Origin of the sequence: Paraburkholderia sp. J67 (genome assembly GCF_905220265.1) — a bacterium.
Lineage (GTDB): Bacteria > Pseudomonadota > Gammaproteobacteria > Burkholderiales > Burkholderiaceae > Paraburkholderia.
Genome location: NZ_CAJMZK010000011.1, coordinates 1 through 26,784 on the forward strand (window position 1 = coordinate 1; position 26,784 = coordinate 26,784).

At 64.4% G+C, this 26,784-nt stretch carries 21 protein-coding genes; 1 reads left to right on the forward strand and 20 read right to left on the reverse strand.

Features of this window, described 5'->3' with window-relative positions; all coding sequences use genetic code 11:
• From U5782_RS20480 to U5782_RS20500, 5 genes are all read right to left on the reverse strand, one after another.
• Nucleotides 1-222: electron transfer flavoprotein subunit beta/FixA family protein (locus tag U5782_RS20480; RefSeq protein ID WP_415914372.1), on the reverse strand; the 222-nt coding region annotated here is incomplete at its 3' end.
• A 51-nt stretch (nt 223-273) separates the two neighbouring features.
• Nucleotides 274-1,488 (reverse strand): CaiB/BaiF CoA-transferase family protein, encoded by a 1,215-nt coding sequence (locus U5782_RS20485; RefSeq protein WP_322045711.1) that lies wholly within the window; start codon nt 1,486-1,488, stop codon nt 274-276.
• A 79-nt stretch (nt 1,489-1,567) separates the two neighbouring features.
• Entirely contained in the window at nt 1,568-2,704 is a 1,137-nt protein-coding gene (locus tag U5782_RS20490; RefSeq protein WP_322045712.1) for an acyl-CoA dehydrogenase, read from the reverse strand.
• Between the two features lie 11 nt (nt 2,705-2,715).
• Nucleotides 2,716-3,912: an acyl-CoA dehydrogenase family protein gene (locus U5782_RS20495; protein ID WP_322045713.1), complete on the reverse strand. Its 1,197-nt coding sequence runs from the start codon at nt 3,910-3,912 to the stop codon at nt 2,716-2,718.
• A 37-nt stretch (nt 3,913-3,949) separates the two neighbouring features.
• Nucleotides 3,950-6,085, reverse strand: coding sequence for a 3-hydroxyacyl-CoA dehydrogenase NAD-binding domain-containing protein (locus U5782_RS20500; protein ID WP_322045714.1), 2,136 nt, complete (start codon nt 6,083-6,085; stop codon nt 3,950-3,952).
• Nucleotides 6,086-6,244: 159 nt separating this feature from the next.
• On the opposite strand from U5782_RS20500, the gene U5782_RS20505 reads away from it, so the two are divergent.
• Nucleotides 6,245-7,147 (forward strand): LysR family transcriptional regulator, encoded by a 903-nt coding sequence (locus U5782_RS20505; RefSeq protein ID WP_322045715.1) that lies wholly within the window; start codon nt 6,245-6,247, stop codon nt 7,145-7,147.
• 592 nt (nt 7,148-7,739) lie between these two features.
• Here the strand turns inward: U5782_RS20505 and U5782_RS20510 are convergent.
• From U5782_RS20510 to U5782_RS20580, 15 genes are all read right to left on the reverse strand, one after another.
• A complete protein-coding gene (locus U5782_RS20510) occupies nt 7,740-8,180 on the reverse strand; it encodes a Na+/H+ antiporter subunit G (protein ID WP_322045716.1) in 441 nt (146 codons plus the stop codon).
• A 24-nt stretch (nt 8,181-8,204) separates the two neighbouring features.
• Nucleotides 8,205-8,480 carry a K+/H+ antiporter subunit F gene (locus U5782_RS20515; RefSeq protein ID WP_322045717.1) on the reverse strand — a complete coding sequence of 92 codons (276 nt, stop codon included), beginning with the start codon at nt 8,478-8,480 and terminating at the stop codon, nt 8,205-8,207.
• Nucleotides 8,474-8,968 carry a Na+/H+ antiporter subunit E gene (locus tag U5782_RS20520; protein WP_322045718.1) on the reverse strand — a complete coding sequence of 165 codons (495 nt, stop codon included), beginning with the start codon at nt 8,966-8,968 and terminating at the stop codon, nt 8,474-8,476. Before U5782_RS20520 ends, U5782_RS20515 begins: the two co-directional genes overlap by 7 nt.
• Nucleotides 8,969-8,970: 2 nt before the next feature.
• Nucleotides 8,971-10,590 carry a monovalent cation/H+ antiporter subunit D gene (locus U5782_RS20525; protein ID WP_322045719.1) on the reverse strand — a complete coding sequence of 540 codons (1,620 nt, stop codon included), beginning with the start codon at nt 10,588-10,590 and terminating at the stop codon, nt 8,971-8,973.
• The gene (locus U5782_RS20530; RefSeq protein ID WP_322045720.1) at nt 10,587-10,961 is read right to left on the reverse strand and encodes a Na+/H+ antiporter subunit C; all 375 of its coding nucleotides are present in this window, start codon (nt 10,959-10,961) and stop codon (nt 10,587-10,589) included. The genes U5782_RS20525 and U5782_RS20530 overlap by 4 nt, the downstream gene beginning before the upstream one ends.
• A complete protein-coding gene (locus U5782_RS20535; RefSeq protein ID WP_322045721.1) occupies nt 10,961-13,762 on the reverse strand; it encodes a monovalent cation/H+ antiporter subunit A in 2,802 nt (933 codons plus the stop codon). Before U5782_RS20535 ends, U5782_RS20530 begins: the two co-directional genes overlap by 1 nt.
• Before the next feature lie 158 nt (nt 13,763-13,920).
• Nucleotides 13,921-15,048 carry an ABC transporter permease gene (locus U5782_RS20540; RefSeq protein WP_322045722.1) on the reverse strand — a complete coding sequence of 376 codons (1,128 nt, stop codon included), beginning with the start codon at nt 15,046-15,048 and terminating at the stop codon, nt 13,921-13,923.
• Between the two features lies 1 nt (nt 15,049).
• The gene (rbbA, locus tag U5782_RS20545) at nt 15,050-17,785 is read right to left on the reverse strand and encodes a ribosome-associated ATPase/putative transporter RbbA (protein ID WP_322045723.1); all 2,736 of its coding nucleotides are present in this window, start codon (nt 17,783-17,785) and stop codon (nt 15,050-15,052) included.
• Nucleotides 17,785-18,852, reverse strand: a complete 1,068-nt coding sequence (locus tag U5782_RS20550) for an HlyD family secretion protein (RefSeq protein WP_322045724.1) — start codon at nt 18,850-18,852, stop codon at nt 17,785-17,787. The genes rbbA and U5782_RS20550 overlap by 1 nt, the downstream gene beginning before the upstream one ends.
• 14 nt (nt 18,853-18,866) lie before the next feature.
• Nucleotides 18,867-20,387, reverse strand: a complete 1,521-nt coding sequence (locus U5782_RS20555) for an efflux transporter outer membrane subunit (RefSeq protein ID WP_322045725.1) — start codon at nt 20,385-20,387, stop codon at nt 18,867-18,869.
• 648 nt (nt 20,388-21,035) lie between these two features.
• Nucleotides 21,036-21,497, reverse strand: a complete 462-nt coding sequence (locus tag U5782_RS20560; RefSeq protein WP_322045726.1) for a carboxypeptidase regulatory-like domain-containing protein — start codon at nt 21,495-21,497, stop codon at nt 21,036-21,038.
• Between the two features lie 205 nt (nt 21,498-21,702).
• Complete coding sequence (locus U5782_RS20565; RefSeq protein ID WP_322045727.1) at nt 21,703-23,406, reverse strand: lactate permease LctP family transporter; 1,704 nt, start codon at nt 23,404-23,406, stop codon at nt 21,703-21,705.
• 97 nt (nt 23,407-23,503) lie between these two features.
• Nucleotides 23,504-24,970, reverse strand: a complete 1,467-nt coding sequence (locus tag U5782_RS20570) for a LutB/LldF family L-lactate oxidation iron-sulfur protein (protein WP_322045728.1) — start codon at nt 24,968-24,970, stop codon at nt 23,504-23,506.
• Nucleotides 24,967-25,728, reverse strand: coding sequence for a LutC/YkgG family protein (locus U5782_RS20575; protein ID WP_322045729.1), 762 nt, complete (start codon nt 25,726-25,728; stop codon nt 24,967-24,969). Before U5782_RS20575 ends, U5782_RS20570 begins: the two co-directional genes overlap by 4 nt.
• Nucleotides 25,725-26,537, reverse strand: coding sequence for a (Fe-S)-binding protein (locus U5782_RS20580; RefSeq protein ID WP_322045730.1), 813 nt, complete (start codon nt 26,535-26,537; stop codon nt 25,725-25,727). The genes U5782_RS20575 and U5782_RS20580 overlap by 4 nt, the downstream gene beginning before the upstream one ends.
• Nucleotides 26,538-26,784: the final 247 nt, after the last annotated feature.

Sequence of the window (26,784 nt, forward strand, 5' to 3'; positions counted from 1 at the left end):
GGTGCGCAGCGTTTCCTGGGCTTGCGTCACACCAGCGGACACCGCGATGACTTCCGTCGCCACACCCGCTTCCTTCAACCGCACCGCTTCTTCAACCGCGATCTCGTCGAACGGGTTCATCGAAAACTTCACGTTCGCGATATCGACGCCCGTGCCATCCGACTTCACACGAACCTTCACGTTGTAATCGACCACTCGCTTGACGGGTACAAGAATCTTCACAGCACTCCTCCTGGTCCAGCTGGTTTTAAATCGGTCAAATCATCGGTCAAATCAGATGACGCCTTTGTCCTTCAATTGGGCGAGCTTTTCTTCCGAATAGCCGAGCGTCCCGGCCAGCACCTCGCGTGTGCCTTCGCCGAGTTGCGGTGGCGCGCGACGCACGGGCATGCGTTCGCCGTCGAAGCGCCAAGGCGGCGCGAGCACGGGCGTCGTGCCGTCTTTCGTATGCGGATGCGGTTGCTGCGTAACGAGCCCCGCTTCAGTCGCGCGCGCCGAGAGCAGCGCTTCGCGCAGGCCCGCAACTTCGCCGCACGGAATGCCCGCGCCCGCGAGGCGTTCGAGCAGCAGCTTGCGCGAGTGGCTGCCCAGTTCGCGCGTGATTTCAGGCAAGAGCGTCGCGCGGTTCTGCGAGCGCAGGATATTGGTCTTGTAGCGTGCGTCGTCGGCGAGATCGGGGCGGCCGATTACCTCGCGCGCGAAGCGATCGAACTGGCTGTTATTGCCCACGGTAATGACGAGCGGACCATCCGCTGCATCGAACACGCCATACGGCACGATGGAAGGATGCGCGTTGCCGAAGCGCGGCGGGTCTTCCCCCAGCTCGAGCGCTTCGAGCCCGTAGTAAGCGGTGATCATCAGACCGCAATCGAACAGCGCCATTTCGATGTGACGGCCGTGCCCGGTGCGCTCGCGCTCGAATAGCGCGGCGAGCATTGCCTGCGCCGAATACATGCCGGTGAACAGATCGACGGCCGCCACGCCGAATTTCAGCGGCGCCTGGTTCGCCTCGCCGTTGATCGCCATCAGACCCGCTTCGCCCTGCACCACGAGATCGTAGCCGGGGCGCTTTGCCTCGGGGCCCGTGCGGTCGTAGCCCGAAATCGAGCAGTAAATAAGACGCGGATTCTCCGCACTCAATTGCTCATAGCCGAGCCCAAGCTTTTCCGCGCCGCCGAACTTGAAGTTCTGCACCACCACGTCGCAGGTTTTCGCCAGATCGCGTGCGATCTGCTGGCCTTCGGGCGTTTGCAGATCGAGCGTGATCGAGCGCTTGTTGCGATTCACGCTGTTGAAGTACGCGGTCTCGGTCTGGCCGATGCGCAGGCCCCAGTCGCGCGTGTCGTCGCCGCGATCGGGATGCTCGACCTTGATGACTTCCGCGCCGAGGTCGCCCAGCACCATCGCGCTCCACGGCCCCGCGAGAATGCGCGAGAGATCGAGCACGCGCACGCCCGCTAGCGGCAGGCCCTTGTTTTCCGTCTGCATCAGCAGGCACTCCTGGTAGGTTATGGATGGAAGGCTGCGCCCGCATAGGAATCGGGCGTTGGCCTTCGCATCGTCGTGCTCAGGCCGCAGCGCTTTCCAGTGCGATATAGCGCGCGAGATGATGATCCTCGTCGCCGAGTTGATGATCGATCATCACGAGGCGCTTGGCGTAGTGCGCGAGCGGCAACTCCCACGTCATGCCAATGCCGCCGTGCAACTGGATCGCTTCTTCGGCCACACGCGCGCCGCTACGCCCGATCGTGTACTTCGCCGCCGAGAGCGCGCGCTCTCGCTGCGCGCGCGGCGCATCGACCGCGGCCGCTGCGTTGATGAGCGCCGAGCGCGCCTGCTCGATTTCGAGCAGCAGATCGGCCATGCGATGTTGCAAGGCCTGGAAGCTGCCAAGCGGCACGCCGAACTGCTTGCGCGTGCGCAGATACTCGAGCGTGTAATCGCGCGCCACATCCATCGCGCCCACGGCTTCCGCCGTCAACGCGATCAGGCCGTAGCCGGTCGCGTGTTCGAGCGTGGCGAAGCCGCTGCCCGGCGCGCCGACCAGCGCATCCGCGCCCACCGTCACGTTATCGAGCATCACTTCCGCCGCGCGTCCGCCGTCGATCTTGCGATAGCCGCGCACGCACACGCCCGCGGCATCGCGCGGCACGAGGAAGAGCGAAATGCCGGCTTCATCGAATTCGCCACCCGACGTGCGCGCCGAAACGAGCAGGACGTTAGCGTGTTCCGCATGTTGCACGACGCCTTTCGCGCCCTGCAACAGCCAGCCGTCCCCGCTTTTCTCGGCGCGCGTGCGCACGAGCGAGGCCTCGTAATGCGAGCCCGGTTCATCGTGCGCGAGCGCCGCGATCTGCGAGCCGTCGACGAGCGAAGCGATGCGCGCGCGCTGCGTCTCGCTGCCCGCATGTGCAAGCGCGCGGCCCACGATCAGCGTATCGAGAAACGGCTCGACCACGAGACCGCGCCCGAGCGCTTCGAACACCACGGCCACATCGAACCCCTCGCCGCCGAAGCCGCCATCGGCCTCGCCAAACAGCGCGCCGATCACGCCGAGGTCCGCGAAGCGACGCCACATGTCCGCGCTGAAACCCTCACTGGAGCGCGCGATTTTATCGCGCGCATCGAAAGCGTACTGCTCCGAGATGAAACGGTTGAGCGTGTCCGCAAGCATGCGGCGGTCTTCGGTATGCTGGAAATTCATCGCGAGACCTCTTAAAGACCGAGAATCATCTTGGAGATGATGTTCTTCTGGATTTCGTTGGAGCCACCGAAAATCGACAGCTTGCGGTTGTTGAAGTAGAGCGCGGCGGCGCTGGCGGCTTCATCGGGGCCGATCGATGCTTCGGCGTAGCCTTCCTGGAGGGCTTCCTCGACGAACGGCACCGCATACGGTCCCATCGCGCGGCGCAACAGCGAGGAAATCTCCTGGCGAATCTCGGTGCCGCGAATCTTGAGCATCGAGCTTTCCGCGCCCGGCACGCCGCCGCCCGCCACGGCTGCGATCACACGCAGATTCGTGGTCTTCATGTTTTCCAGATCGATCTCGACCTTCGCGAGGCGCGCGGCGAACTGCGGGTCCTGCGCGAGCGGCTTGCCGTTGCGCATGACCTTCTGCGCGGCGCGCTTCAGGCGCGCGAGCGCCGCCACCGAAAAGCCCACGCCCGCGATATTGGTGCGCTCATAAGTGAGCAGATATTTCGCGTAAGTCCAGCCCTTGTTCTCTTCGCCGACGAGGTTTTCCACCGGCACCCGCACGTCGGTGAAGAACACCTCGTTGACCTCGTGCTCGCCGTCGAGCGTGATGATCGGGCGTACTTCGATGCCCGGCGTATTCATGTCGATCAGCAAAAAGCTGATGCCTTCCTGCTTGCGCACATCCGTGGCGGTGCGCACGAGGCAGAAGATCATGTTCGCGTAGTGGCCGAGCGTGGTCCACGTCTTCTGGCCGTTCACGACATAGTGATCGCCTTGACGTTGCGCCGTCGTGCGCACCGAAGCGAGATCCGAACCCGCGCCCGGCTCCGAGTAACCCTGGCACCACCAGTCCGAACCATCGAGAATGCGCGGCAGCCAGTGGCGTTTCTGCGCCTCGTTGCCGTACTTGATGAGCACGGGCCCGAGCATGTTCACGCCAAACGGCACGATGCGCGGCGCGCCTGCAATCGCGCATTCGTTCTCGAAGATGAACTTCTGCACGGCGCTCCAGCCGGGGCCACCGTATTCTTGCGGCCAGTGATTCGCGAGCCAGCCCTTTTCGTTGAGGATCGCGTGCCATTGCGCCATGTCGTCGCGCGTGAGGTGATGGCCGTTGCGCACCTTGCTGGCCACGCCTTGCGGCAGGCGCTCGCGCAGGAAGTCGAGCACTTCGCTACGGAAGGCTTCTTCTTCGGCGGTAAATCTGAGGTCCATGTCTGACGTTTCCTTTCGATACTCGTTGCGTACGCAATCAAACCGTCTGATTCAGGCTCGCAAAATTCGCGCCGCGCTCAACCAGTTCGACCAGCAGCGGCGAGGGCTTCCAGAACAGCGGATCTTCCTTGGCGAATTCGCGAATATCGGCCAGCACGTTCGCGAGGCCCACGCTATCGGCGTAGTGCATCGGGCCACCGCGATGACGCGGGAAGCCGTAGCCATAGAGGAACGTGACATCCACGTCGAGCGGACGCAGCGCGATCTTCTCGTGCACGACGTTCGCACCTTCGTTGATCATCGCGGCCATATAGCGGCGCATGATTTCTTCGTCGCTGAAGCTGCGCGGCTCGATGCCGGCGCGTTCGCGCTCGGCGCGGATGATCGATTCGACTTCGGCGTCGGGCGTGCCGACACGTGCGCCATCGGGGTAGAGGTAGTAGCCGCGCCCCGTCTTCTGGCCGAACCAGCCGCGCTCGCACAGCCGGTCGGCGATCTGCACGTAGCGCGCCTTGGGATCGCGCGTGGCCGCGCGGCGCTTGCGCGTGGCCCAGCCGATGTCCCCGCCTGCGAGATCGGAGACCTGATACGGGCCCATCGGATAGCCGAACTCACGCACGGCCTTGTCGATCTGATAGGGCGAGGCGCCGTCTTCCATCAGATGATCGGCGGCCGTGCGATACACGGCGAGAATGCGATTGCCGATGAAGCCATCGCACACGCCCGCGCGTACCGGCACCTTGCGCAGCTTCTTCGCGAGCTCGAACGCGGTGGCGACGACGTCGGCGCTCACCTGCTTCGGCACCACGACTTCCAGCAGCTTCATGATATTGGCGGGCGAGAAGAAGTGCAGACCGATCACGTCCTGCGGGCGCTGGATGCTGGCCGCGATGGCGTCGATGTCGAGATACGAGGTATTGGTCGCGAGTACGGCGCCTGGCTTGCAGACGCGGTCGAGTTCGGCAAATACGGCCTGCTTCACGCCGATGTCCTCGAACACGGCCTCGATCACCAGATCGACCTGCGCGAGTGCATCGTACGAAGTGCTGCCGTTGAAGCGCGCGAGAATCGCGTCCTTCGCCTCGGGCTTCATGCGACCCTTGGCGATCAGCCCGTCGTAGACCTTTTCCACATGCGCGCGGCCGCGTGCGAGCGAGGCGTCGTCGCGCTCGATCATCGTCACGGGCAGACCCGCATCGAGCACGGCCACGGCGATGCCCGCGCCCATCGTGCCGCCGCCGACCACGCCGACCGACTCGATCGCGCGCGGCTTCGCGGTTTTCGCTTCGGGCGTCTTCTGCACTTCGCGCTCGGCGAAGAAGGCGTGCACGAGACCCGCGCGCTGCGGGCTGTCGAGACATTCGAGGAACAGCTTGCGCTCGACGCGCAGGCCTTCGTCGAACGTATGATCGAGCGCGGCCTGCACGCAATCGACGATCTTCAGCGGCGAAAACAGACCGCGCGACTTCTTCGCGGTTTCGGCGCGCGCGGCGTCGATGGCGGCCTGCGAGGCGGCACGGTCGGAGAGCGCCTGGGCGTCGCGGGTGCGGCGCACGTGAGCGTGCGCGGCCAGCAATTCCTGCGCGTAGGCGAGACCTTCGGCGAGGACGTCGTCGCTCGAACCCACGCGATCGACGAGACCGAGCTTGAGCGCTTCCTGCGCGCCGATATGCTTGCCGCTCAGCATCAACGAGAGCGCGGCTTCGGCGCCGATCAGACGCGGCGTGCGTTGCGTGCCGCCTGCACCCGGCAGCAGGCCCAATTGCACCTCGGGCAGACCGAGCTTCGCGCCCGCGACGGCAAGGCGATAGTGAGCAGCCAGCGCGACCTCGAGACCGCCGCCGAGCGCCGCGCCGTGAATGGCCGCGACCACGGGCTTGTGAGAGGCCTCGATGCGGTTGCAGACATCCGGCAGCGCGGGCGACTGGGGCGGCTTGCCGAACTCGCGGATATCGGCCCCGGCGATGAAATTGCGACCCGCGCCGACAATCAGCACGGCCTGCACGGCTGCGTTGGATTCAGCATGCTCGATGGCGGCGGCCAGACCGCGGCGCACATCGACGCCCAGCGCGTTGACGGGCGGATTGTCCACGGTGACGAGCAGCACCTTGCCGCGCAGTTCGTGCGTGACGGGGGAAGCGGAAAGGGCGGAAGCGGCCGTGTCGATTGCCATGGTGGGTGTCTCCAGTTATAGGGGCCGATCAGAAGGCTATACGCCAATATGAGCTTCATTGTGTGAGTGCCAAGGTTCATTGACAATCCCATCGTTCGTTGACATGCTGTCAAAGGATTTTTGACAATCGACCGGATCGCGACGAAACATGGACCTATCGTGGACGTTAATGCGCTGACCTTGCTGGTGGAAATTCTCGACGCGGGCAACCTGAGCGAGGCTGCGCGGCGCCTGAAGATGAGCCGGGCGAATGTGAGCTACCACCTCAACCACCTGGAAAAGTCGATCGGCCTGCAACTCGTGCGGCGCACTACGCGGCGGGTCGAGCCGACCGAAATTGGGCTGAAACTCTACGAGCACGGCCGGACGATCCAGAATGCGCTGATGGCCGCGCATGAATCGGTCTCGACGCTTGGGCAGAGCTTGCAGGGGCGCGTGCGGCTTTCCGTGCCGAGCGGATACGGGCAGCTTGTGATGTCGGAATGGCTGATTCGCTTCAAGCGGCTTTATCCCGGCATCGTGCTCGACGTGATGTTCGAAAATCGCGTGGAGGATCTGCTGCGCGATGAAGTGGATATTGCTGTGCGTGTGATGCACGAACCGCCGCAGAATCTCGTGGCGCGCGATATGGGGGCGGTGAAATATATCGCGTGTGCGTCGGCGCAATGGGCCGCGGAACATGGGATGCCACAGACGCTCGAAGATCTCGCGAGTGCGCCGCTTATTACCGCTACGGTGGTGGGGCGGCAATTGCGGCTTGCCGGGTATCTCAATGAGGAGCGGCATGAGGTGCTGCTCGAGCCGTCCATTATTTCTGAGAATTTTTTGTTTCTGCGGCAGTCGATTCTGGCCGGGTTAGGCGTGGGGATCGTGCCGGATTATGTGGTGCATGATGATATTCGGGCTGGGCATGTGGTGACTTCGATTGACGCCTGGCGGTTGAGTATCTTCGGTACGCATATGTATATGCTCTATATGCCTAATCGGCATCATACGCGGGCGGCTTCTACGTTTATCGATTTTGTTTTGGCCGAAGCGCAGAAGGCCGGGCGCGGTGTGTGATTTGACTTTGGCATTTCCTTGTTTTCTTGTCGGTCTATTAGCGTTGCCCCTGTGCGGGGCAGCACCTACTTTTCTTTGCCGCGGCAAAGAAAAGTAGGCAAAAGAAAGCCGCTCACACCGCTAGTGTGACGAAGTCCACAAACAGCCGTTGAGGGGGAAAGGTATAGGAGCATCCGTCACATCGCACCACCAAACGAAGTGACAAAGCCGTCATACATCCGGGGGCGCTCCGCGCCCCGTGGGGCATAACCCGCAAACCGCAGGTTTGCTAGAGCTAGCGAAAACGCCTTTAGCACAGGGGTTTCCCTTGCAGACCCGCCCGCTGCGAGCGTAGCGAGCGGCGGGATGAATGAGTCCTTTGTCACTTCGTTTGGTGGTGCGAGGTGGCAGACGCCCCTATACCATTCCCCGCGTACGGCGGTTTGCCGACTTCGTCACACTAGCGGTGTGAGCGGCTTTCTTTTGCCTACTTTTCTTTGCCGCGGCAAAGAAAAGTAGGTGCCGCCCCGCACAGGGGCGACGCTAATAGACCGATAACAAAACAAGGAAATGCCAAACCCGAATGAATCACGAAAAAATCGAAAAAACTTATTCAGTTATCCTGACCGGGAGAATGTGCCGACCGCACACGATTAGCATCATCTCCAGCGGAGCTAGAAAAGTCAGAAAGCTCACGAGTATCCCCCATTTCGGCGCAAGCCCCCGTCATTGGAGGCCGCCCCCGCGTAGCCCCCGAAAGCGGCACACGCTGCTGAATCCCTGCCTTAGCGAGCATATGCGCACTAATCGGCGCGGTGAGAAATAGAAACGCGGGAATAAGCAACTCATGCAGGCTGGCAAAATTATTGTGAGTGCTGAAATAGATAACAGAAGCGAGCACGATGCCGCCTACGCCGAGAGTAGTCGACTTGGTTGGCCCATGCAGGCGCATAAAAAAATCGGGCAACCGAAACAACCCGATCGCGCCGATCAGCGTAAACAGGCTACCCACGATCAGCAGCAAGGAAACGATGACTTCGACGGCGGTTTGCATCGACGAGCCTCTTTAGCACAGGGTTCAGTTGAGTTCGATGATATCGCCGCGCTGAAGATACTTAGTGAGCGCGACGGTGCCGACAAAGCCCATCACGGCGATGAGCAAGGCGGCCTCGAAGAACACGGTAGAGCGCAAGCTGATCCCATACACGACGATCAAAGCGATAGCGTTGATATTAAGCGTGTCGAGCGCCACGATACGATCGGGCAACGAAGGACCACGCACGAGACGCGCTAGCGTGAGCAAAAACGCGACGCCAAGAATCGCGAAAGCAAGCGGAATCACGATGGCTAACATGCGAATATCTCCAGCAAGGGGGCTTCATAACGGGACTTGATCGACGCGACGAGTGCCGCTTCGTCCTGCAGATCGAGCACATGCACGATCAGGCGGGTGCGGTCGTCGCTGAGTTCGGCGCACAGCGTGCCGGGGCTCAAAGATACGATACTGATCAGCGCAGCGAGCGCGATCTCGTGCGTACTGTCGAGTGGCACTTCGATAAAGGCGGGCCGCAGGCGCTTCGTCGGGCCAAGCACCAGCAGCGCGACTTCCACATTGGCTACGACGATGTCGATCAGCACATGCGCAAAGAGGCGCAGCAGCAGCCACGGCCGGCCAAAATGCACCGGCTGCAACCAGAGCCCCTCGCCAACGCAAAAAGCAATGACGATGCCGAGCACCGCGCCCAGCAGCAGATTGCCCGCTGAAGCGTCGTTCATGAGCAGCACCCAGCAAACGAGCAGCACGATGCTGAGCCACGGATGCGGAAAGAGCCGTTTGAGCATCGTCAGCTCCCGTTATTCGGCGTGGCCGGCAGGATCGCGTGCACGTAGGCCGCACGGTCGAATAGCTGCGCGGCGGTGGCGTCCAGATAGTGTCTGACCGACCCCGCGCCCAGTGTGGCGGCCGCCACGCAGCCGAGCAGCAATGCGCAGGCCGCGAGCTTCGCCGAACTGCCGCGCGGTGCCCGTGCGGGTGCGCTGGCCGCCGCGCGCGCGGCGGGTTCCGCCCACAGCAGGCGCGTGCCGGTACGGCTCAACGCGACGATCAGCAGGAGGCTGGAGAGCAGCACGGCTGGCCACAGAATCACGGCGTCGCGCATGGGCGTGGCCGCTAGCACCATCGCCTTGCCAAGAAAGCCCGAGAGCGGCGGCAAGCCCGCTGCGCCTACGGCTGCGATCAGGTACAGCACACCGGCCACGTTCGAGGGCCACGGTGCGTACGTGGCGCGAGCCGCGGCGACTGCCGCGCCATCGGATTCGGGCGAGATTGCGGCGGCGGCCGCGTCGTCGAGTGCTTCGAGCGAGGCGGGTTCGGCGGCTTCGCGATGCGCGGTCTGCGCTTCCGGTTCGAGCGTATCGGCGAGCAGGAATAACGCGCCTGAACAGAGCGTCGTGCTGATGAGGTAGTAGAGCAATGCGCTCCAGGCGAGCGGCGTTTGTTGCGTAATGGCGGCAATCAACAGACCCACGGACACGAGCACGAGATAGCCCGTGGTCGTCTTGAGGCTCGATACGGCCAGCGCACCCAGCGCGCCGAACGCGATCGTCGCGATCGCGAGCCACCACGCCCAGTCGCGCATGAAGGGTTCGAGCACGCCGCCCGCGCCCGCGCCAAACACGAGCGCATCACAGCGCAGCATCGCGTAGATGCCCACCTTCGTCATGATCGCGAACAGCGCGGCCACAGGGCCGATCGCGCTGCGGTACGCCTGCGGCAGCCAGAACGACATCGGAAACACGGCCGCCTTCAGGCCGAACACGAGCATGAGCGTTGCGCCCGCGAAGCGCGCGAGCGGCAGCATGCTGGGGTCGAGGTGCGAAAGACGTTCGCCCATATCGGCCATGTTGAGCGTGCCCGCGATGCCGTACAGCACGCCCAGCGCGATCAGGAAGAACGACGAGCCGACCAGGTTCATCAGCAGGTAGTGCAGTCCGTTGCGCACGCGCCGCGCGCCGCCGCCGTGCAGCAGCAACGCATAGGAGGCGATCAGCAGCAGTTCGAAAAACACGAACAGGTTGAAGAGATCGCCCGCGAGAAAGGCGCCATTCAGGCCCATCAATTCGAACTGGAACAGCGCACGGAAATAGCGGCCGCGACGCGCGTCGGCGCTCGAAGTGCCGAGCAGGCAGCAGCAGGCCAGCACGGACGTCAGGAGCAGCATCAGCGCGCCAAGCCGGTCGAGTTGGAGCACGATGCCGAACGGCGCGGGCCACGCGCCCAGCGCATAGCTCGCGATGTCGCCTTGCGCCGCGTGCGCGGTCAGCATGCAGGTGACGGGCAGCAGCGCGATGATCGCCGCGGCGTTAAGCGCGCGTTGCAGGCGCTTTGCCCGCACCGGCAGCGCGACGATGGCGCCCGCCGCGAAGAGCGGGATCAGGATCGGGAGCAGAAGGGCGTGATTCATGCGCCGAGCGTCTCCTTCTCGCGCGTGGCGTCGCCGCCGTTGCCGGTATGTAAGGCGACGCCGTTGACGTGGTCGCTGCCCGTGATGGCCAGCGAGCGCAGGGCGAGCACGACGGTGAACGCGGTCATCGCGAAGCCGATCACGATGGCCGTGAGCACGAGTGCCTGCGGCACGGGATCGGCATATTGCGCGCCGGCGGCGATCACCGGCGGTTTGCCTGTCGATAGCCGCCCCATCGCCAGCAGAAACAGGTTGATGGCATACGAGAACAGCGTGATGCCGAGGATCACGGGCAGCACGCGCGCGCACAGCAACAGGTAAATGCCGCACGCGCAGAGCACGCCGATTGCAGCGGCGAAAGCGGCTTCCATCAGCTTTTCTCCACGGATTGCATGTCCTTGTCGCGCACGCCAAGGTGCGAAACGATCGTGAGCGTCGTGCCCACCACCGCGCCGAGTACGCCCAGATCGAACAGCATCGCCGTGCTCAATTCGATTTCGCCGATGAGCGGCAGATGAAAATGGCCGAACGCGCTGGTGAGGAACGGATAGCCGAACGCAAGGCTACCCAGACCCGTTGCGGCCGCAACCAGCAGGCCAAGACCCGCGAGCGCGCGGTAGTTGATGCGGATGCGCGATTCGGTCCAGAGCACGCCGCTCGCCACGTATTGCAGTAGCAGTGCGACGGAAACGATCAGCGAGGCGATGAAACCGCCGCCGGGCAGGTTGTGGCCGCGCAGGAATACGAATACGGCGACGAGCATGGTGAGCGGCAGCATCAGGCGCGCGAGAATCGCCAGCAGCAACGGATGCGATTGCGACGACCAGGGCAGACCGCCCGGGCCGGTGCCTTGCGCCTTCAGGCGCAGGCCGCGCAGCAGCGCCTTGACGGCGAGGCCCGCGACCACCAGCACGCTCACTTCGACCATGGTGTCGAAGCCGCGGAAATCGACGAGGATCACGTTCACGACGTTATGGCCGCCACTGCCGGGCAACGCGTTGGCGAGAAAGTACGGCGCGATGCCTTGCGCGGGTTCGCGCGTCATCACCTCGTAGGCCACGCTGCCGAGCAGGCCGCCTCCCGCGAGCGCAAGCAGACCATTGCGCAGGCGCGCGGGAATCGGCTCGATGATGGTTTGCAGGTTGGGCAGGAAGTAGATGGCTAGTACGAGCAGAAGCACCGTAACGACTTCGACCGAGACCTGCGTGAGCGCGAGATCGGGTGCCGAAAAGCGCGCGAACGCGAGTGTGACGAGCAGCCCGCAGGTGCTCAGCATCACCAGCGCGTAGAGCGTGTGCTGGCGCACGAGCACGACACCCACGGCGAGCAGCGCCATCAGCACGAGACCGCAGAGCGTGATCGCGTCGATGGGCAGGCGCGGCAGTGTTCCGCCCCATGCGCCGAGCGCGAAGAAGTACGCACCCGGCACGATCAGCATGGCCGCGATCATGCACGACAGGTAGGCGGGCAGCGAGCGTGTCTCGAACACACGAACGATCACGGCCGCGCCTTTTTCGAGGCGCTGCACGAGTTGGTCGAAGCCCTCGCTCGCGTTCATATCCGAGAGCACGGAGCGATGATGGCGGAACGCGTCGCGGCGCAGGAAGAACAGTGCCGCGCCCGCCACGAACGACACCACGCTCATGATGAGCGGCGTATTGATGCCGTGCCAGATGCTCAGGCTGTAGTCGGGCAGTTTGCCGCCGAGCGTAAACCAGGCCGCCGAGGCAAGCATGCGGCCGATCGTTTGCTGCGGAAAGAGCCCGATCAGCAGACAGATCACCACGAGGATCTCGACCGGCAGTTTCATGAAGCGCGGCGGTTCGTGCGGTGGGTAGTGGGGCAGGTCGCGCGGTGTGGCGCCGTCGAAGAATACGCCCCAGACGAAGCGCAACGAATAGGCCACCGACAGCGCGGCCGCCGCGATGGCGACCACCGGAATCGCCCAGTTGAACGGGCCGAACATGCCTTGTGCGAGTGTCTCGCCGAAGAACATTTCCTTCGAGAGAAAGCCGTTGAGCAGCGGCACGCCCGCCATCGCCAGCGATGCCACGCTCGCGAGCACGGCCGTATGCGGCATGAACTTGCGCAGACCGCGCAGGCGGCCGAGGTCGCGTGTGCCGGTTTCATGGTCGATGATGCCCGCGGCCATGAAGAGCGAGGCCTTGAACACGGCGTGATTGACGGTGTGAAAGAGTGCGGCCACGGTGGAGAGTTGGGTGTCGAGGCCGAACAGCAGCACGATCAGGCCGAGATGGCTGATCGTCGAATACGCAAGCAAGCCCTTGAGGTCGCGCTGGAACAGCGCCATCGACGCGCCGCCCACAAGCGTGACGAGGCCCGCGAGCGTGGCGGTATAGGTCCACCAGTGGGTGCCTTCGAACACGGGGTAGAGACGCGCGAGCAGGAAGACGCCGGCCTTCACCATCGTCGCCGAATGGAGGTAGGACGAAACCGGCGTGGGCGCCGACATCGCGTGCGGCAGCCAGAAGTGAAACGGGAACTGCGCCGACTTCGTGAATGCAGCGAACAGCGTGAGCAGCAGAATGGCCGGATAGAGCGGGTCGTGCTGGATTTGCTGCGTTTGCGCCAGCACGTCGTTGAGTTCATAGCTGCCGCATACATGGCCGATCAGCAGCACTGCGGCGAGCAGCGCCAACCCGCCCGCGCCCGTGATGGTGAGCGCCATGCGCGCGCCGCGCCGTGCGTCGGGCCGCGACGGCCAGAAGCCGATCAGCAGGAACGAGACGAGACTCGTCAGTTCCCAGAAGATCACGAGCAGCAGCAGATTATTCGCGAGCACGACGCCGAGCATCGCGCCCATGAAAAGCAGGAGCAGCAGATAGAGGCGCGGCAGCGCTTCGTTGCCGGCGAGATAGTAGCGCGCGTAGATAAAGACGAGCAGGCCGATCGCAAGCACAAGCAGCGCGAACATGAAGGAGAGCCCGTCGAGTCGCAGCGAAAGCGCGAGGCCGATTTCAGGCACCCACTCATGCCGCCATTGCATGACGCCAAAGGTTGCCATGCCCACGCGTTCGCTCAGCAGCAGGCCGAGGCCGAACAGCGCGGCCGCAAACGCGATCCAGGTCGAGAGCGGGCGCGCGCGGCGGGCCGTGAGCGCGACCAGCGCCGCGGCGATGAACGGAAGGACGACCAGCCACCCCAATGCCATGCGATGCTCTCCGGGAAATCGACCGCGTGTGTCTGGACGGTGCGGATCGCTTGCCGGACACGTTTGCCGGCCGACCGCAGATCACGATCATAGCCGCAAACGGGGACGGAGTTCATCCAGGTGACATGAACGCAAACGTGTTGGATGCGCGAGCGGAATCAGGCCATGCCGCTCAGCGTTTTGCGAAAGCGCGCGAGCGAAAGAGCGAACAGTACACTGCCGATCACAGCGAGCCAAAGGAAAGGCTGCCACACCACGGAGATCCCCGCGCCGCGAAAGAGAATCGCCTGACCCAGTTCGACGAAATGCGTAGTAGGTGCGGCGAGCATGATGTTTTGCACGAACTCGGGCATGCTCTCGCGCGGCGTGCTGCCGCCCGAAAGCATCTGCAAGGGCAATAGCACCAGCACGAGCAACATGCCGAACTGCGGCATGCTGCGCGCGAGCGTGGCCATGAAGATGCCCATCGATGTGGTGGCGAACAGGTGCAGCGCTGCGCCTGCCAGAAAGAGCGCCACCGATCCCTCGATCGGTACATGCAGCGCGCCGCGCACGATGAAGGTGAGCGAGAGCGCCGCGGCCACCAGCACGACCAGTCCCATCGACCAGACCTTGGCGACCATGATCTCGGTGGGCGTGACGGGCATCACCAGCAAATGCTCGATGGTGCCGTGCTCGCGCTCGCGGATCAGCGCTGCGCCCGTGAGAATGATCGACAGCATCGTGACGTTGTTGATGATCTCCATGAGCGAGCCGAACCACGCCTGGGTGAGGTTCGGATTGAAGCGCATGCGCACCGCGAGATCGACGGGCGATTCGGTGGGCGCGCGATAGCGGTTGACGAATTCCGTCGCTTCGTCGTTGATGATCTGCTGGACGTAGCTGCTGCCCGTGAACGCCTGACTCATGCGCGTGGCGTCCACGTTGAGCTGGATTTCCGCCGCGCGACCCGCGAGCACATCGCGTTGCAGATTGGGGGGGATATTGAGCACGAAGGTGTAATCGCCCGCATCCATGCCGCGATCGGCTTGCTCGGGCGTAACGGCCTGCGGTACGAGAAAGTGCGGCGGATAGAACGCGTGGATGATGCGCTGCGAAAGCGGTGAGACATCGTTGTCGATCACGGCGATGGGCGCCATATGCAGCGATTCGGGCCGCGAACTCGCCGACGAATAGATCATCGCCGTGAACGAGAACACGATGAGGATCAGCAGCATGGGGTCGCGCGCGAGGCTCCAGAGTTCCTTCACGCCCAGACGATAGATATTGGCGAGGTGGCGTCGCATCTCAACTCTCCTGCTTCTTGAGTAGCGCGACGGTCAGCCCCAGCACGATGGGCGTGGCGATCGCGAGCGGCCAGATCGACTGCCACAGGTCGCCGAAATTGAGCGCCTTGTTGAACACGCCCCGGCTGATCGTGAGCATGTAGCTGGCCGGGTAGATCTGGCCGATCAGGCGGCCCGTGCCTTCGAGCGAGGAGACCGGCGTGATGAGGCCCGCGAACTGCACCGATGGCACCATCGTGCCGATCATCGTGAAGAACAGCGCCGCGATCTGGCTCTTCGTGAAGGTGGAGGCGAGCAGGCCGATGGCGGTCGCGCACAGGCAATACAGCACGGCGGCGCCGAGCAGCGTCGGGAAGCTGCCTTTGATTGGCACACCGAACAAGGTGATGGCGAGCAACGTCATCAGCAGGAAATTCAGCATGGCGAGCAACACATAGGGCGCTTGCTTGCCTAGCAGGAATTCCAGTCGCGTGACGGGGGTGACATACAGATTGATGATCGAGCCGAGTTCTTTCTCGCGCACCACGGCTAGCGCAGTCAGCATCGCGGGCATCATGAGCAGCAGCACCGGAATCACGGCGGGCACCATCGCGGGCAGGCTGCGCACGTCGGGGTTGTAGCGAAAGCGCGTTTCGACGGATACGGCGGAGTGGACATCGGCGCCCAGGCGTTGTTTCGCCTGTTGGAGGAGCCAGCCTTGATGCATGCCTTGCACGTAGCCTCGCACCGTTTCCGCACGCTGCGGCATGGCGCCGTCGATCCATACGCCGATCTGCACCGCCTTGCCACGCGCCACATCGCGCGCGAAGCCGGGCGGGATTTCCAGCGCGAAAGCCAGTTCGCCGCTACGCATGCGGCGGTCCATCTCCGCATAGCTTTTGATGGGCGGACGCTCGATGAAGTAGCGCGAGCCGGAGAGATTCAGATCGTAGTTCTGCGACAGCGAGGTCTGGTCGTGATCGAGCACGGCGAAGCGCAGATCCTCCACGTCCATGCTGATGCCGAAGCCCATTACGAAGAGCAGCAGCAGCGAGCCCGCGAGCGCGAGTGTCGCGCGCACCGGATCGCGGCGCAATTCCAGCGCTTCGCGCCACATATAGCTATACGCACGCTGGAAGCTGAAGCCGCGATGCTGCGCGTGATGCGCGCTGGCGTCGGGATTTTCTGCCAGCACCGACAATTCAGAAGTGGTATCGCCTTCCGTGCCCGCGCCCGCATCGACCAGATAGGCGATGAAAGCCTCTTCGAGCGTGGCCGCGCCGCGCATTTCGGTGATGGCCGCAGGCGTAGCGCTCACCAGCACGCGGCCTGCGTGCATCAGCGAAATGCGGTCGCAGCGGCCCGCTTCGTTCATGAAGTGGGTGGAGATGAAGATCGTCACTTGGTCTTCGCGCGCGAGCGTAATGAGCAAACGCCAGAAGTTGTCGCGCGCGACGGGATCGACGCCAGAAGTCGGTTCGTCGAGGATCAGCAGTTCGGGCTTGTGCACCATCGCCACGGCGAGCGAGAGCCGCTGGCGCACGCCCAAAGGCAGGCTGTCAGGCAGCGTGTCCAGCGCTTCGGCCAGGTCGAAGCGCTCGACCATTTCGGTCACCCGTGCGGGGATCTCGGCCTCGGGAACGTGAAAGAGGCGCGCGTGCAGCACGAGGTTCTGGCGCACCGTGAGTTCGCCGTACAGCGAGAACGCTTGCGACATGTAGCCCACACGGCGGCGCGTGTCGAGATCGCGGGGATCGACTTCGTGCCCGAACAGCCATGCCTGGCCTTCGCTCGCGGGCAGCAGGCCCGTGAGCATCTTCATCGTCGTGGACTTGCCGCAACCGTTCGAGCCGAGAAAGCCAAATATCTCGCCGCGCTGAATGCGAAAGCTCACATGATCGACGGCGACAAAATCGCCGAAGCGCATCGTCAGGTCTTTGGCCTCGATGGCGACGGCGGTGTTGTCGTCGGTGTGCAGCGGCGTGATTTCCACGGGCTTATGGCCGCGTTTCTTTGCCTCGGGAAGTAGTTCGATAAAGGCTTCTTCAAGCGATTCGGAGTGAGTGCGTTCGAGCAGTTCGGCGGGCGTGCCGGTGGCGAGGATCGCGCCGTCGTCCATCGCGATCAGCCAGTCGAAGCGTTGCGCTTCGTCCATATACGCGGTCGCGACGATCACGCTCATCGACGGCCGCTCCTTGCGGATTCCGTTGATGAGGTCCCAGAACTGCGCGCGCGCAAGCGGATCGACGCCCGTGGTGGGTTCGTCGAGAATCAGCAGGTCGGGGTCGTGGATCAGCGCGCAGCACAGACCGAGCTTCTGCTTCATGCCGCCCGAAAGCTTGCCCGCGGGCCGCGCGAGAAACGGGTCGAGACCGGTGCTGCGCGTGAGTGCGTCGATACGACGGCGTCGTTCCGCTTCGTCGTGCCCGAACAGGCGGCCGAAGAATTGCAGGTTCTCCTCGACCGATAGCGTGGGATAGAGATTCTTGCCGAGCCCTTGCGGCATGTAGGCGATGCGCGGGCAAACCGCGTCACGATGGGCCTTGCTCGCCATGTCGCCGCCGAGCACCCAGACCTTGCCTTCCTGCACGGCGCGCGAACCGGCCACGAGCGCGAGCAGGCTGGATTTGCCCACGCCGTCGGGGCCGATCAGGCCCACCATCAGACCGGCGGGGACATCCTGCGTGACATCGCGCAGCGCCACGGTCTTGCCGTAGTGCAGGCTGACATGTTCGATGCGGACTGCGGGCTCGCTCATCAGGGCACCTTCACCTGCAGATTCGCGGGCCATTCTTCATTGGCGTCGAGCTTGACCCACGCCACGCCGGGCAGCCCGGTCTTCACGTATTTCAGGTGCTTTTGCAGCAGGTCGCGGTCGATCTGCGCCTTCACGCGGAACATGAGCTTCTGGCGCTCGCTCTGCGTTTCGACGGTCTTGGGCGTGAACTGCGCTGTCGCCGAAACGAACGTGACCTTGGCGGGGATCACCCATTGCGGCGCGGCGTCCAGGATGATGTGCACGTCCTGGCCGAGCGCCACGCGACCGGCTGCCTGCTCGGGCAGGAAGAAAGTCATGTAGACATCCGAAAGATCGACCATGTTGAGCACCTTGCCGCCCGCACCGAGCACTTCGCCAGGCTGCGCGACGCGGTACTGCACGCGGCCCGCGCGCGGCGCCTTGAGGTCGCTGTCCTGGATGTCGGCGTTGATGCGGTCGATGGTGGCCTGCGCCGCGGCGATGGCGGACTCTGCACCGGTTTGCTGCGCGCGCGCCGCTGTCACCGCGGCGGCGGCGGCGGTGACCTGCGCCTTCGCGGCGGCCACGGCGGCTTGCGCGCTCTTCACGCGCGCGCGGTCGTCGTCGAGTTCCTGCATCGACGAGGCGCCTTCCTTCGAGAGCGTTTCCGATCGCGCAAGCCGGCGCCTCGCGGCATCGAGTTCGCTTTCGCGCTGTGCGACGCCCGCTTCGGCGGCGCGCTGGTCGCTCTCGCGCAGGGCGATCTGCGCCTTCGCGCTGGCATCGGAATTGACGGCTTGCTGATGCTGAGCCGTCGCTTCATTTCGTTGCGCCTGCAACGTGTCGATCTGCATGTGCGCGAGCGTCTGACCCACACTCACGAAATCGCCTTCCTGCACCACGACGTCCTGTACGCGGCCGGCGAGCTTGGTGGCGACGTCGATCTCGGTGGCCTCGATGCGGCCGTTGCCGTTCACGAATCCGGCGCCCGGGCCGCGATCCGCGTAGTAGCGCCAGCCGAAATAGCCGCCCGTCGCGACGGCGATCACGATGAGCGCGGGAATCCATTTACGGGCTGATATCTGCATGACGGGACCTCAAATCAGGGAGTATTCGGTGTGGCGGCAGGCGTGCTTGCGGGGGCGGGCGCCGGCGCCTGGGCGCTCGATGCGAAGCCGCCGCCGCCCAGCGCGGCATAGAGCGAAACGCGGCTGGAGAGCAGCGCGCGGCGCGTTTCCACCAGTTGCTGTTGCACGACCAGCAGGTCGCGTTGCGCGTCGAGCACTTCGAGGAAGGGCGACGCGCCGTGGTCGTAGCGCAGTTGTGCAAGGCGCGCGCGTTCGGCCTGGGCCGCTTCGGTCGCGCGCAGCGTATCGACCTGCTCGGCGAGCCACTCGCGCGCGGCGAGCGCATCGGCCACGTCGCGGAACGCGGACTGCACGGCGCGCTCATAGGACGTCACAGCCTGGTCGCGCTGCGACTTCGCGACTTCGAGATTCGACTCGCGGCGGCCCATGTCGAAGATCGGCAACGAAATGCCGGGGCCGAAACTCCACGCGCGGCTCGGGCCGGTGAAGAGATCGGAAAGCTGCGTGCTCGCCGTGCCGAACGAACCGGTGAGCGTGATCTTCGGGAAGAATTCCGCGCGCGCTGCGCCGATATTGGCATTCGCCGCACGCAACTGATATTCGGCGGCGACGATGTCGGGGCGGTTGGTGAGCAGGTCGGAAGGCAGGCCCGGCGGCAGGTCGCTCATCACGGAGGCGTCGTCGAGGCGGATATCCTCGTGCGGCAGATCGACGGATTTGCCCACGAGCAGTTGCAGCGCGTTGACGCGCGTGGCGCGTTCCTGCTGAAGTTGCGCGCCGAGCGCCACGGCCTGGCGCCACAAGGTTTCAACCTGCTTGAGATCGAGCTTCGAAATTGCACCCACCTCATAGCGACGCTTGAAGATGCGGTACGACTTCTCGCGGCTCGCGATGGTTTGCTGCGCGAGCATGATGCGTTCGTCGAGGTCGCGCAGGCTCAGATAGCTGTTGGCCACTTGTTCGACCAGCGTGAGCGTGACGGCCTGGCGCGCGGCGTCGGTGGCCAGATAGTTTTGCAACGCCGCTTCCTTGAGGCTGCCCACGCGGCCCCAGAAGTCCAGTTCCCACGTGGCCATGCCGATACCGACCTGGTATTGGCTCGCCGTCATCGGGCGGCCCACGCCGGAGAGGTCGGCGGGCACGCGGGCGCGTGCGAGATCGGCCTCGACACCGAGCGTGGGGAATTGATCCGCACGACGGATGCCGTACATCGCCCGCGCTTCGTCGACACGCTGGATCGCCAGTTGCAGATCGCGGTTGTATTCGAGCGCTTCAGCGATCAAGCCTTGCAGCGTGGGATCGGTGAAATAGTCCTTCCAGCCGATGGCGGTGGCGCTCAGCGCGCTCGCGCCTGCCTGTTGTGCCTGTTGAGCGGCGGCATCGGGGAAGGTATTCGGAACGGGCAGAGGCGGCTGCTCGTAATTGGGCGCGAGCGAGACGCAACCGGCGAGGAACGCGGCGAGCACCGCGTAGAGGACGGCCCGCGCGGGGGCGGACGGGCCGTTCGCACCTTGATGGACGAAGCGACGGATCATCAATGGGTACTCCTCTTGTGCTGGCTGCGGATGTACGCGACAGGCGCAGGCGTGCGCCGCGCACAAGGCGCGGGGCGTGTATCGGGCATGCGGCGGGCGTCGATCGAGGGGCGAGGCGTGGTGGCGAGCGAGGTGTCGTGCATCAGCGCGTGCCGCCCCACGTTAGGGCGGGGCTGGCGTCCGGCCTTACGATATGTGTGACGCGCTCACGCGCGACAAGTGCCGCGGGGTGCGACGCAGTGCCGCCCGAACGGGTGGAGAAGCAAGGGTGCGGATGTGGTGCGAGGCGCGCCAGACGGGGCGCGTGCGGGGATCTGCGGCAGGGTGTCGCGCGCGAGCGGCCTTCAGGCGCGCTCGCCGCGATCGTGCGCCTCGCGGGGAGGCGATTCGATCGTTGCGTGGTCATCATTTCGTTGCGCGTGTGGCGGACGATGGCAGGCCGCGGGATGCGGTTCGCATCGCTCGAGCGTTACGCACGGTGCGTGCGTGACGCTTTCCAGCAACGATCGTGACACAAGCGAAAAAGCCGTGACGGCCAGGTGCGCGCACATTCTTTAAGAGGCTCGGTCTAGCCTCGTGAAATGCGCGCGGCGCTTGCAAACATCTGTTGTAGCAGCAACAAAGACAGAATGACGTTGGGTGACAGGATTACGTCGGCCAGACGAAGGTTTCGTGTTCGTGGGACGTGTTGCCCACGTTCACGGTGCGCTCGACGGTCTTGCCATCGTGGCTGGCCGTGACGACGTAGTGGCCGTGAGGCAGTGCGACGAGCATGTACGGCCCATGCGTACGCGTGGAGATTAATGTCTGGCCATGAGCGTTCGCAATCGTCACGGGCACGTCGGCGAGATATTCATTGCCGCTGGCCGACTGGCGTGCGAATTCGAGCGAGAGCGGATAGTGTGCGGTCGCGGCCTTGAATGCCGCCGACTGGTCGCTGCCGATGCCGCCCGAGACATAGGCGATGCCGTCGGCATGTTGCGCGGGCGGCAGGCCGTTCGCAGCGTTGTTCATGGTCGCGGCGAACGCGCCTTGTGCACCGAGGGCGAGCGTGAGCGTGGCAGCCAGCGAAAGTGCAGCGGTCTTGTATTGAACTGAGCGTGCATCCATTGTTCACCTCCATCGATTCGTCGATCAGTCCCGGCCTTATTGCGCCGGACGGATCAAGCGTAGATTTGATGCCTTAAATAAGGCTTAAAAATGTCGATGAAGAAAAGTTCATGCGGGCACGCGCGTATTACCTGAAATTAAAAAGGCCGTTGCCCGCGCGTGCGGACAACGGCCTTTCAAGGGCGCTACAAAACCGTCGTGAGGCTTACTGCGGAATCATACCCGTGAGCACGTAGGCCTGAATCAGCGTCACGATGCCGACGATGGCCGCGAAAAACAGGCTATGGCGCACCGTGAAGCGGAACAGCGAGGACTCCTTGCCAACGAGACCGGTTGCGGCGCAAGCCACGGCGATCGACTGCGGCGAGATCATCTTGCCGCTCACGCCGCCCGAGGTATTGGCCGCGACCAGCAACGTGTCCGACACGCCGATCTGGTGCGCCGTCGTGTGCTGAAGCGAGCAGAACAACGCATTCGATGACGTATCCGAACCCGTCAGGAACACGCCCAGCCAGCCGAGGAACGGCGAGAAGAACGGGAACGCGGCGCCAGTGCCGGCGAGCGCCAGCGCGAGCGTCGACGACATGCCCGAATAGTTCGCGACGAAGGCGAAAGCCAGCACGAGGCCAATCGACAGGATAGGGCGGCGCAGTTCGCTCACCGTTTCGACGAACGCGACGACGGCGGCGCGCGGCTTCATCTTGAGGATCAGCGCGGAGACGATCGCGGTCAGCATGATCGCGGTGCCCACGGCCGAGAGCCAATCGATCTTGAAGACCGCTTCATAGGGCTTGGCCGTCGCCACGATGGGCGCGGTACGCACGACGAGTTGATCTAGACCCGGCACATGGAAGCTCAGCACGGTGCCGGCGAGCGGCCCCTTGGCGGCGAACAGCGCCTTGAACGGCTTGACGCTCCAGACCGTGACGATGGCGGTCAGCAGGATGAACGGCGTCCACGCACGCACCGTTTGTGCGAGGCTGTACGGCGAGGCCTGGCGACTCGATGCCGATGTCGAAGCCTTGAAGCCTCCGCCAAAGCCGCCGAGCGTTGCGGCACCGCCGCTCACGCGCACGTTCGACGCGGTAGCGCGGCGCGGCGACCACACCTTCAGGAACGCGGCCAGCGCGACGAGGCTCACGAGCGCAGAGGTGATGTCCGGCAGTTCCGGCCCGATGTGGTTCGACGTGAAGTACTGCGTCACTGCGAAGCTGCCACCCGCGACCAGCGCGGCCGGCCACGTTTCCTTGAGACCGCGCTTGCCGTCCATGATGAAGACGAGCCAGAACGGCACGAACAGCGAGAGCAGCGGCAACTGGCGTCCCGCCATTGCGCCGATCAGGAACGGGTCGATGCCCGTCACCTGGCCCGCGACGATGATGGGAATACCCATCGCGCCGAAAGCCACCGGCGCGGTGTTGGCGATCAGGCACAGGCCTGCCGCATAGAGCGGTTCGAAGCCAAGGCCGACCAGCAGCGCCGAGGTAATCGCAACCGGTGCGCCAAAGCCCGCGGCGCCTTCGAGGAACGCGCCAAACGAGAAGCCGATCAGCAACAGTTGCAGGCGCTGGTCATCGGTGATCGACAGCACCGAGGCGCGAATGATCTCGAACTGCCCGGTTTTCACGACGATCTTGTAGAGGAACACCGCGGTGACGATGATCCACGCGATCGGCCAGAGGCCATAGGCGAAGCCGAAGCCCGCCGAAACGAGCGCCTGGCGCACAGGCATGCCGTATTCGAAAATCGCCACGCCGAGCGCGAGCAGGAGCGTGATCGCGGCGGCCACATGGCCCTTGAGGCGCAGGCCGGCGAGCGCAACGAAGAAGAACAGGATGGGCACGGCGGCCACGAGCGCGGATAGCCACAGACTGCCGAGCGGGGTATAGATCTGATGCCAGGGTTGCACTACGGTCTCCTCCGATGATGCGGGTCGATAAGGTGAAAGTGTCGTCAGGCAGGGTTTGGAATGTATTTCGCATGCCTGACGATTGAGCGGTGTGCCGCTATTGCGGCTGATCGCGTTCGCGCAGCAGATCGTGCAGGCTGCGCGGTGCGGGCTTGAGCGGCGTGCGATGCTGGGTCCAGCCCATTTGCTGCGACGGCGCGAGACCGCGCAGTCGCGTTGCGGCCCAGCGCAGCGCGCGATACGCGCGCAGATGCGCGAACGCGCCGCTCCAGAAACGCCAGATGAACTGTTCGCTGCGGCTATGATTCGCGCCCTGGCCGCGCAGCGGATGCGCGACGGCTTCGTCGGGGTTGCGGTTCGCCTCGGTGCGCAGACGCACCAGCAGTTGCGGAATCGGAATGCGCACGGGGCAGACTTCGCCGCATGCGCCGCACAGGCTCGATGCGGTGGGCAGATCGGCGGTGGCGTCGAGGCCTAGCAGATGCGGCGAAATGATCTTGCCGATCGGGCCGGGATAGGTGGTGCCATAGGCATGGCCGCCGATGCGTGTGTACACCGGGCAGTGATTCATGCACGCCCCGCAGCGAATGCATTGCAGCGTGGCGCGCAGTTGATCGTCGGCGTAGGCCTGGCTGCGGCCGTTGTCGAGCAGCACGAGATGCACTTCGCGCGGGCCGTCCTTTTCGCCCGCACGGCGCGGGCTGCTGATGAGATTGAAGTACGTGGTGATCGGCTGGCCCGTGGCCGAGCGCGTGAGCAGGCTCGAAAGCGGCACGATATGTTCGAGCTTCGCCACGACCTTTTCCATGCCCATGATCGCGATATGCACGTCGGGCACGGTGGTCGACAGGCGGCCGTTGCCTTCGTTTTCGACGAGCCAGAGCGTGCCCGTATCGGCGGCGGCGAAGTTCACGCCCGAGAGGCCGATCTGCGCATCCACAAAGGCGCGGCGCAGCGCACGGCGGCCGGTCTGGATCAGCGAATCGACGTCTTCGGTATAAGGCGTATCGGGGATGTGCTCCTCGAACAGATGTGCGATGTCGCCCTTCGTTTTGTGGATCGCGGGCATCACGATATGCGAGGGTTTTTCGCCGGCGAGCTGCACGATGTACTCGCCCATATCCGATTCGATGCAGTCGACCCCGCGCTCGCCGAGGTAATGATTCAGCTCGATTTCCTCGCTCGCCATCGACTTGCCCTTGATGACGCGCGTGGCCGCATGGCGTTGTGCGATAGCGTGGACGATGCGGTTGGCGTCGTCGGCGGTTTCGGCCCAGTGGACGTGGACGCCGTTCTCGCGCAGCTTCGTTTCCAGTTGTTCGAGCAGTTCGGGCAGACGCGCGAGTGCATGCTGACGCACCGCTTCGCCCAGGTCGCGCAGATCTTCGAGTTCGTCCGCTTCGGGAAACTGCGCGGCGCGCTTGCCTTGCAGGAAGTCCATCGCGCCGCGAAAGCTCTTGCGTAGTTGCGGATCGTCGAGCGCCGTACGGGCGCGCTGGCGAAATTCGGCGGTGGGGACGAAGTGCAGCGTGCTTTCGTTGCCGGGGTTTGCAGGCGTGCTCATTGCGCGGCTCCGTTGCGGGTATCGCTCTCGTTATCGCTATCCGTCACGACGATTACCCAAAGCGCGCGCGGGCCGTGTGCGCCATAGGCCGTGGTCTGCTGGATGTCCGAGGTTTTCGAAGGCCCGGAGACCATCACCAGATTGGTCGGCATGCCGTCGCGCCAGCGCTCGGTGGCAACGGCAGTGTGCAGGTCCGCATGCAAGGTGTGGGCGTGAACCAGTGCGATATGCAAGGGCGGCACGAGCGAGACGGTACGTGGCGCATTCGCATCGGGCACCACGATCAGCGTGCCCGTGGCTGCGAGGCCCGAGCGCGCGACCGTAAAGCCCGCGTCGATTTCGTCGAATAGTTCGGACTTCCAGGTTTCGATCGGTTCTGCGTAGGTGCGCGTTTCGATGGCGGCCGCGTTCGTGCGCAGCGCCGCTGCGAGTGCGGCGCCTTCGGCGCTCGACGTATCGAGCAGCAAGCGCTTCACGCCGGTCGCTGCGAGCCGTTGTGCGAGCGCGGCGGGCCATGCCTGACTGCTCGCGCAGACCACCTCGGCATGGGCGGCTTCGAGCATGCGCTGGAATTGTTCGATGCGCGCCGTTCGCGTCGCCAGCATGGCCGCATCGTGCACGCGGCGCTGTGCGTAGTGCGCATCGATGCGGGCATCGAGCGCATCCACGGATGAAGCGACGGCAGCGGGTGCACTGGCACGCAGACGGCCCAGCATACGCGCCCGTGCGCCGAGGGTATCGACCTTATCTACGCTCATGCGGCCTCCCCGCCGGTGCGGCGCCACAGGAACGAGGCGAGGTGTTCGACCGCCAGTGGCGCGCCCTTGCGTTCGGCGGCATGGCCGATGTTCAGCAGGCAGCCGCAGTCGGCGGAGACGAGGCGGTTGCAGCCTGTCGCGCATGCCGAGGCGATCTTGTCGGCCACCATCGCGCCGGAGATATCGGGGTGCTTGAGCGAGAACGTGCCACCGAAGCCGCAGCATTCGGATTCGCGCTCGTGGTCGATGCGCGTGACGCCGGGCAGCGCGTCGACGGCTTCGACGCCATGCACGCGCGTGCCCATTTCGCGGCGCGCGCCGCACGAGGTGTGCAGGACCACGCGCTCGTCGGGTTGCTGGCGTGCGGCGTCGCCATAGGCGCCGTCCAGGCCCAGATCGACATCGAGCACGCGCACGAGGAATTCGGTCAGCTCATAGACGCGCCCGGCGATCGAAGCGGCGCGCGCGGCATCGGCGCCATCGCTTGCGTCGTCGCCTTGGAATAGGGCGGGCCAGTGGTGCCGCATCGTGCCAGCGCACGATCCCGACGGCACGATCACGGGCCAGGGCTGTTCGAACAAGCCGAGTTGAGCGCGGGCGACTTCGCGCGCCTGGCGCGGGTTGCCGCTGCTATAGGCGGGTTGCCCGCAGCAACTCTGGCCACGTGGGAAGTGGACCGTGAGGCCTTCGCGTTCGAGCAGCTTGACCGCGTCGAGCCCGGCCTGAGGCACGAACAGGTCCACAAGGCAGGTTGCGAACAGGTAGACGTCGGTGGGGCGCGGGCCGGTGGGGTAGTGCCGTGGCTTCATGTCTCGCGGGTATCGTTGGGCGCTCGTGGCTGCATGTGGGTCTGTGCTGATGCAATCCGGCGCGTCGTACGGGCGTCTCGTCAGCGGTCGGCGGGGCCGGGCGCGGTGACGGCGGGTTTGTGGCGCATAATTCCCGCTTCGGGCGGCGGCTTCAAACTGGTTGGACCAGTGCGTACTGAGCGTGAAGCCGACGCCCCCGAACGACACGATGGCTCGGGGACAGGCAATGAGGGACAGGGCTGGCGCG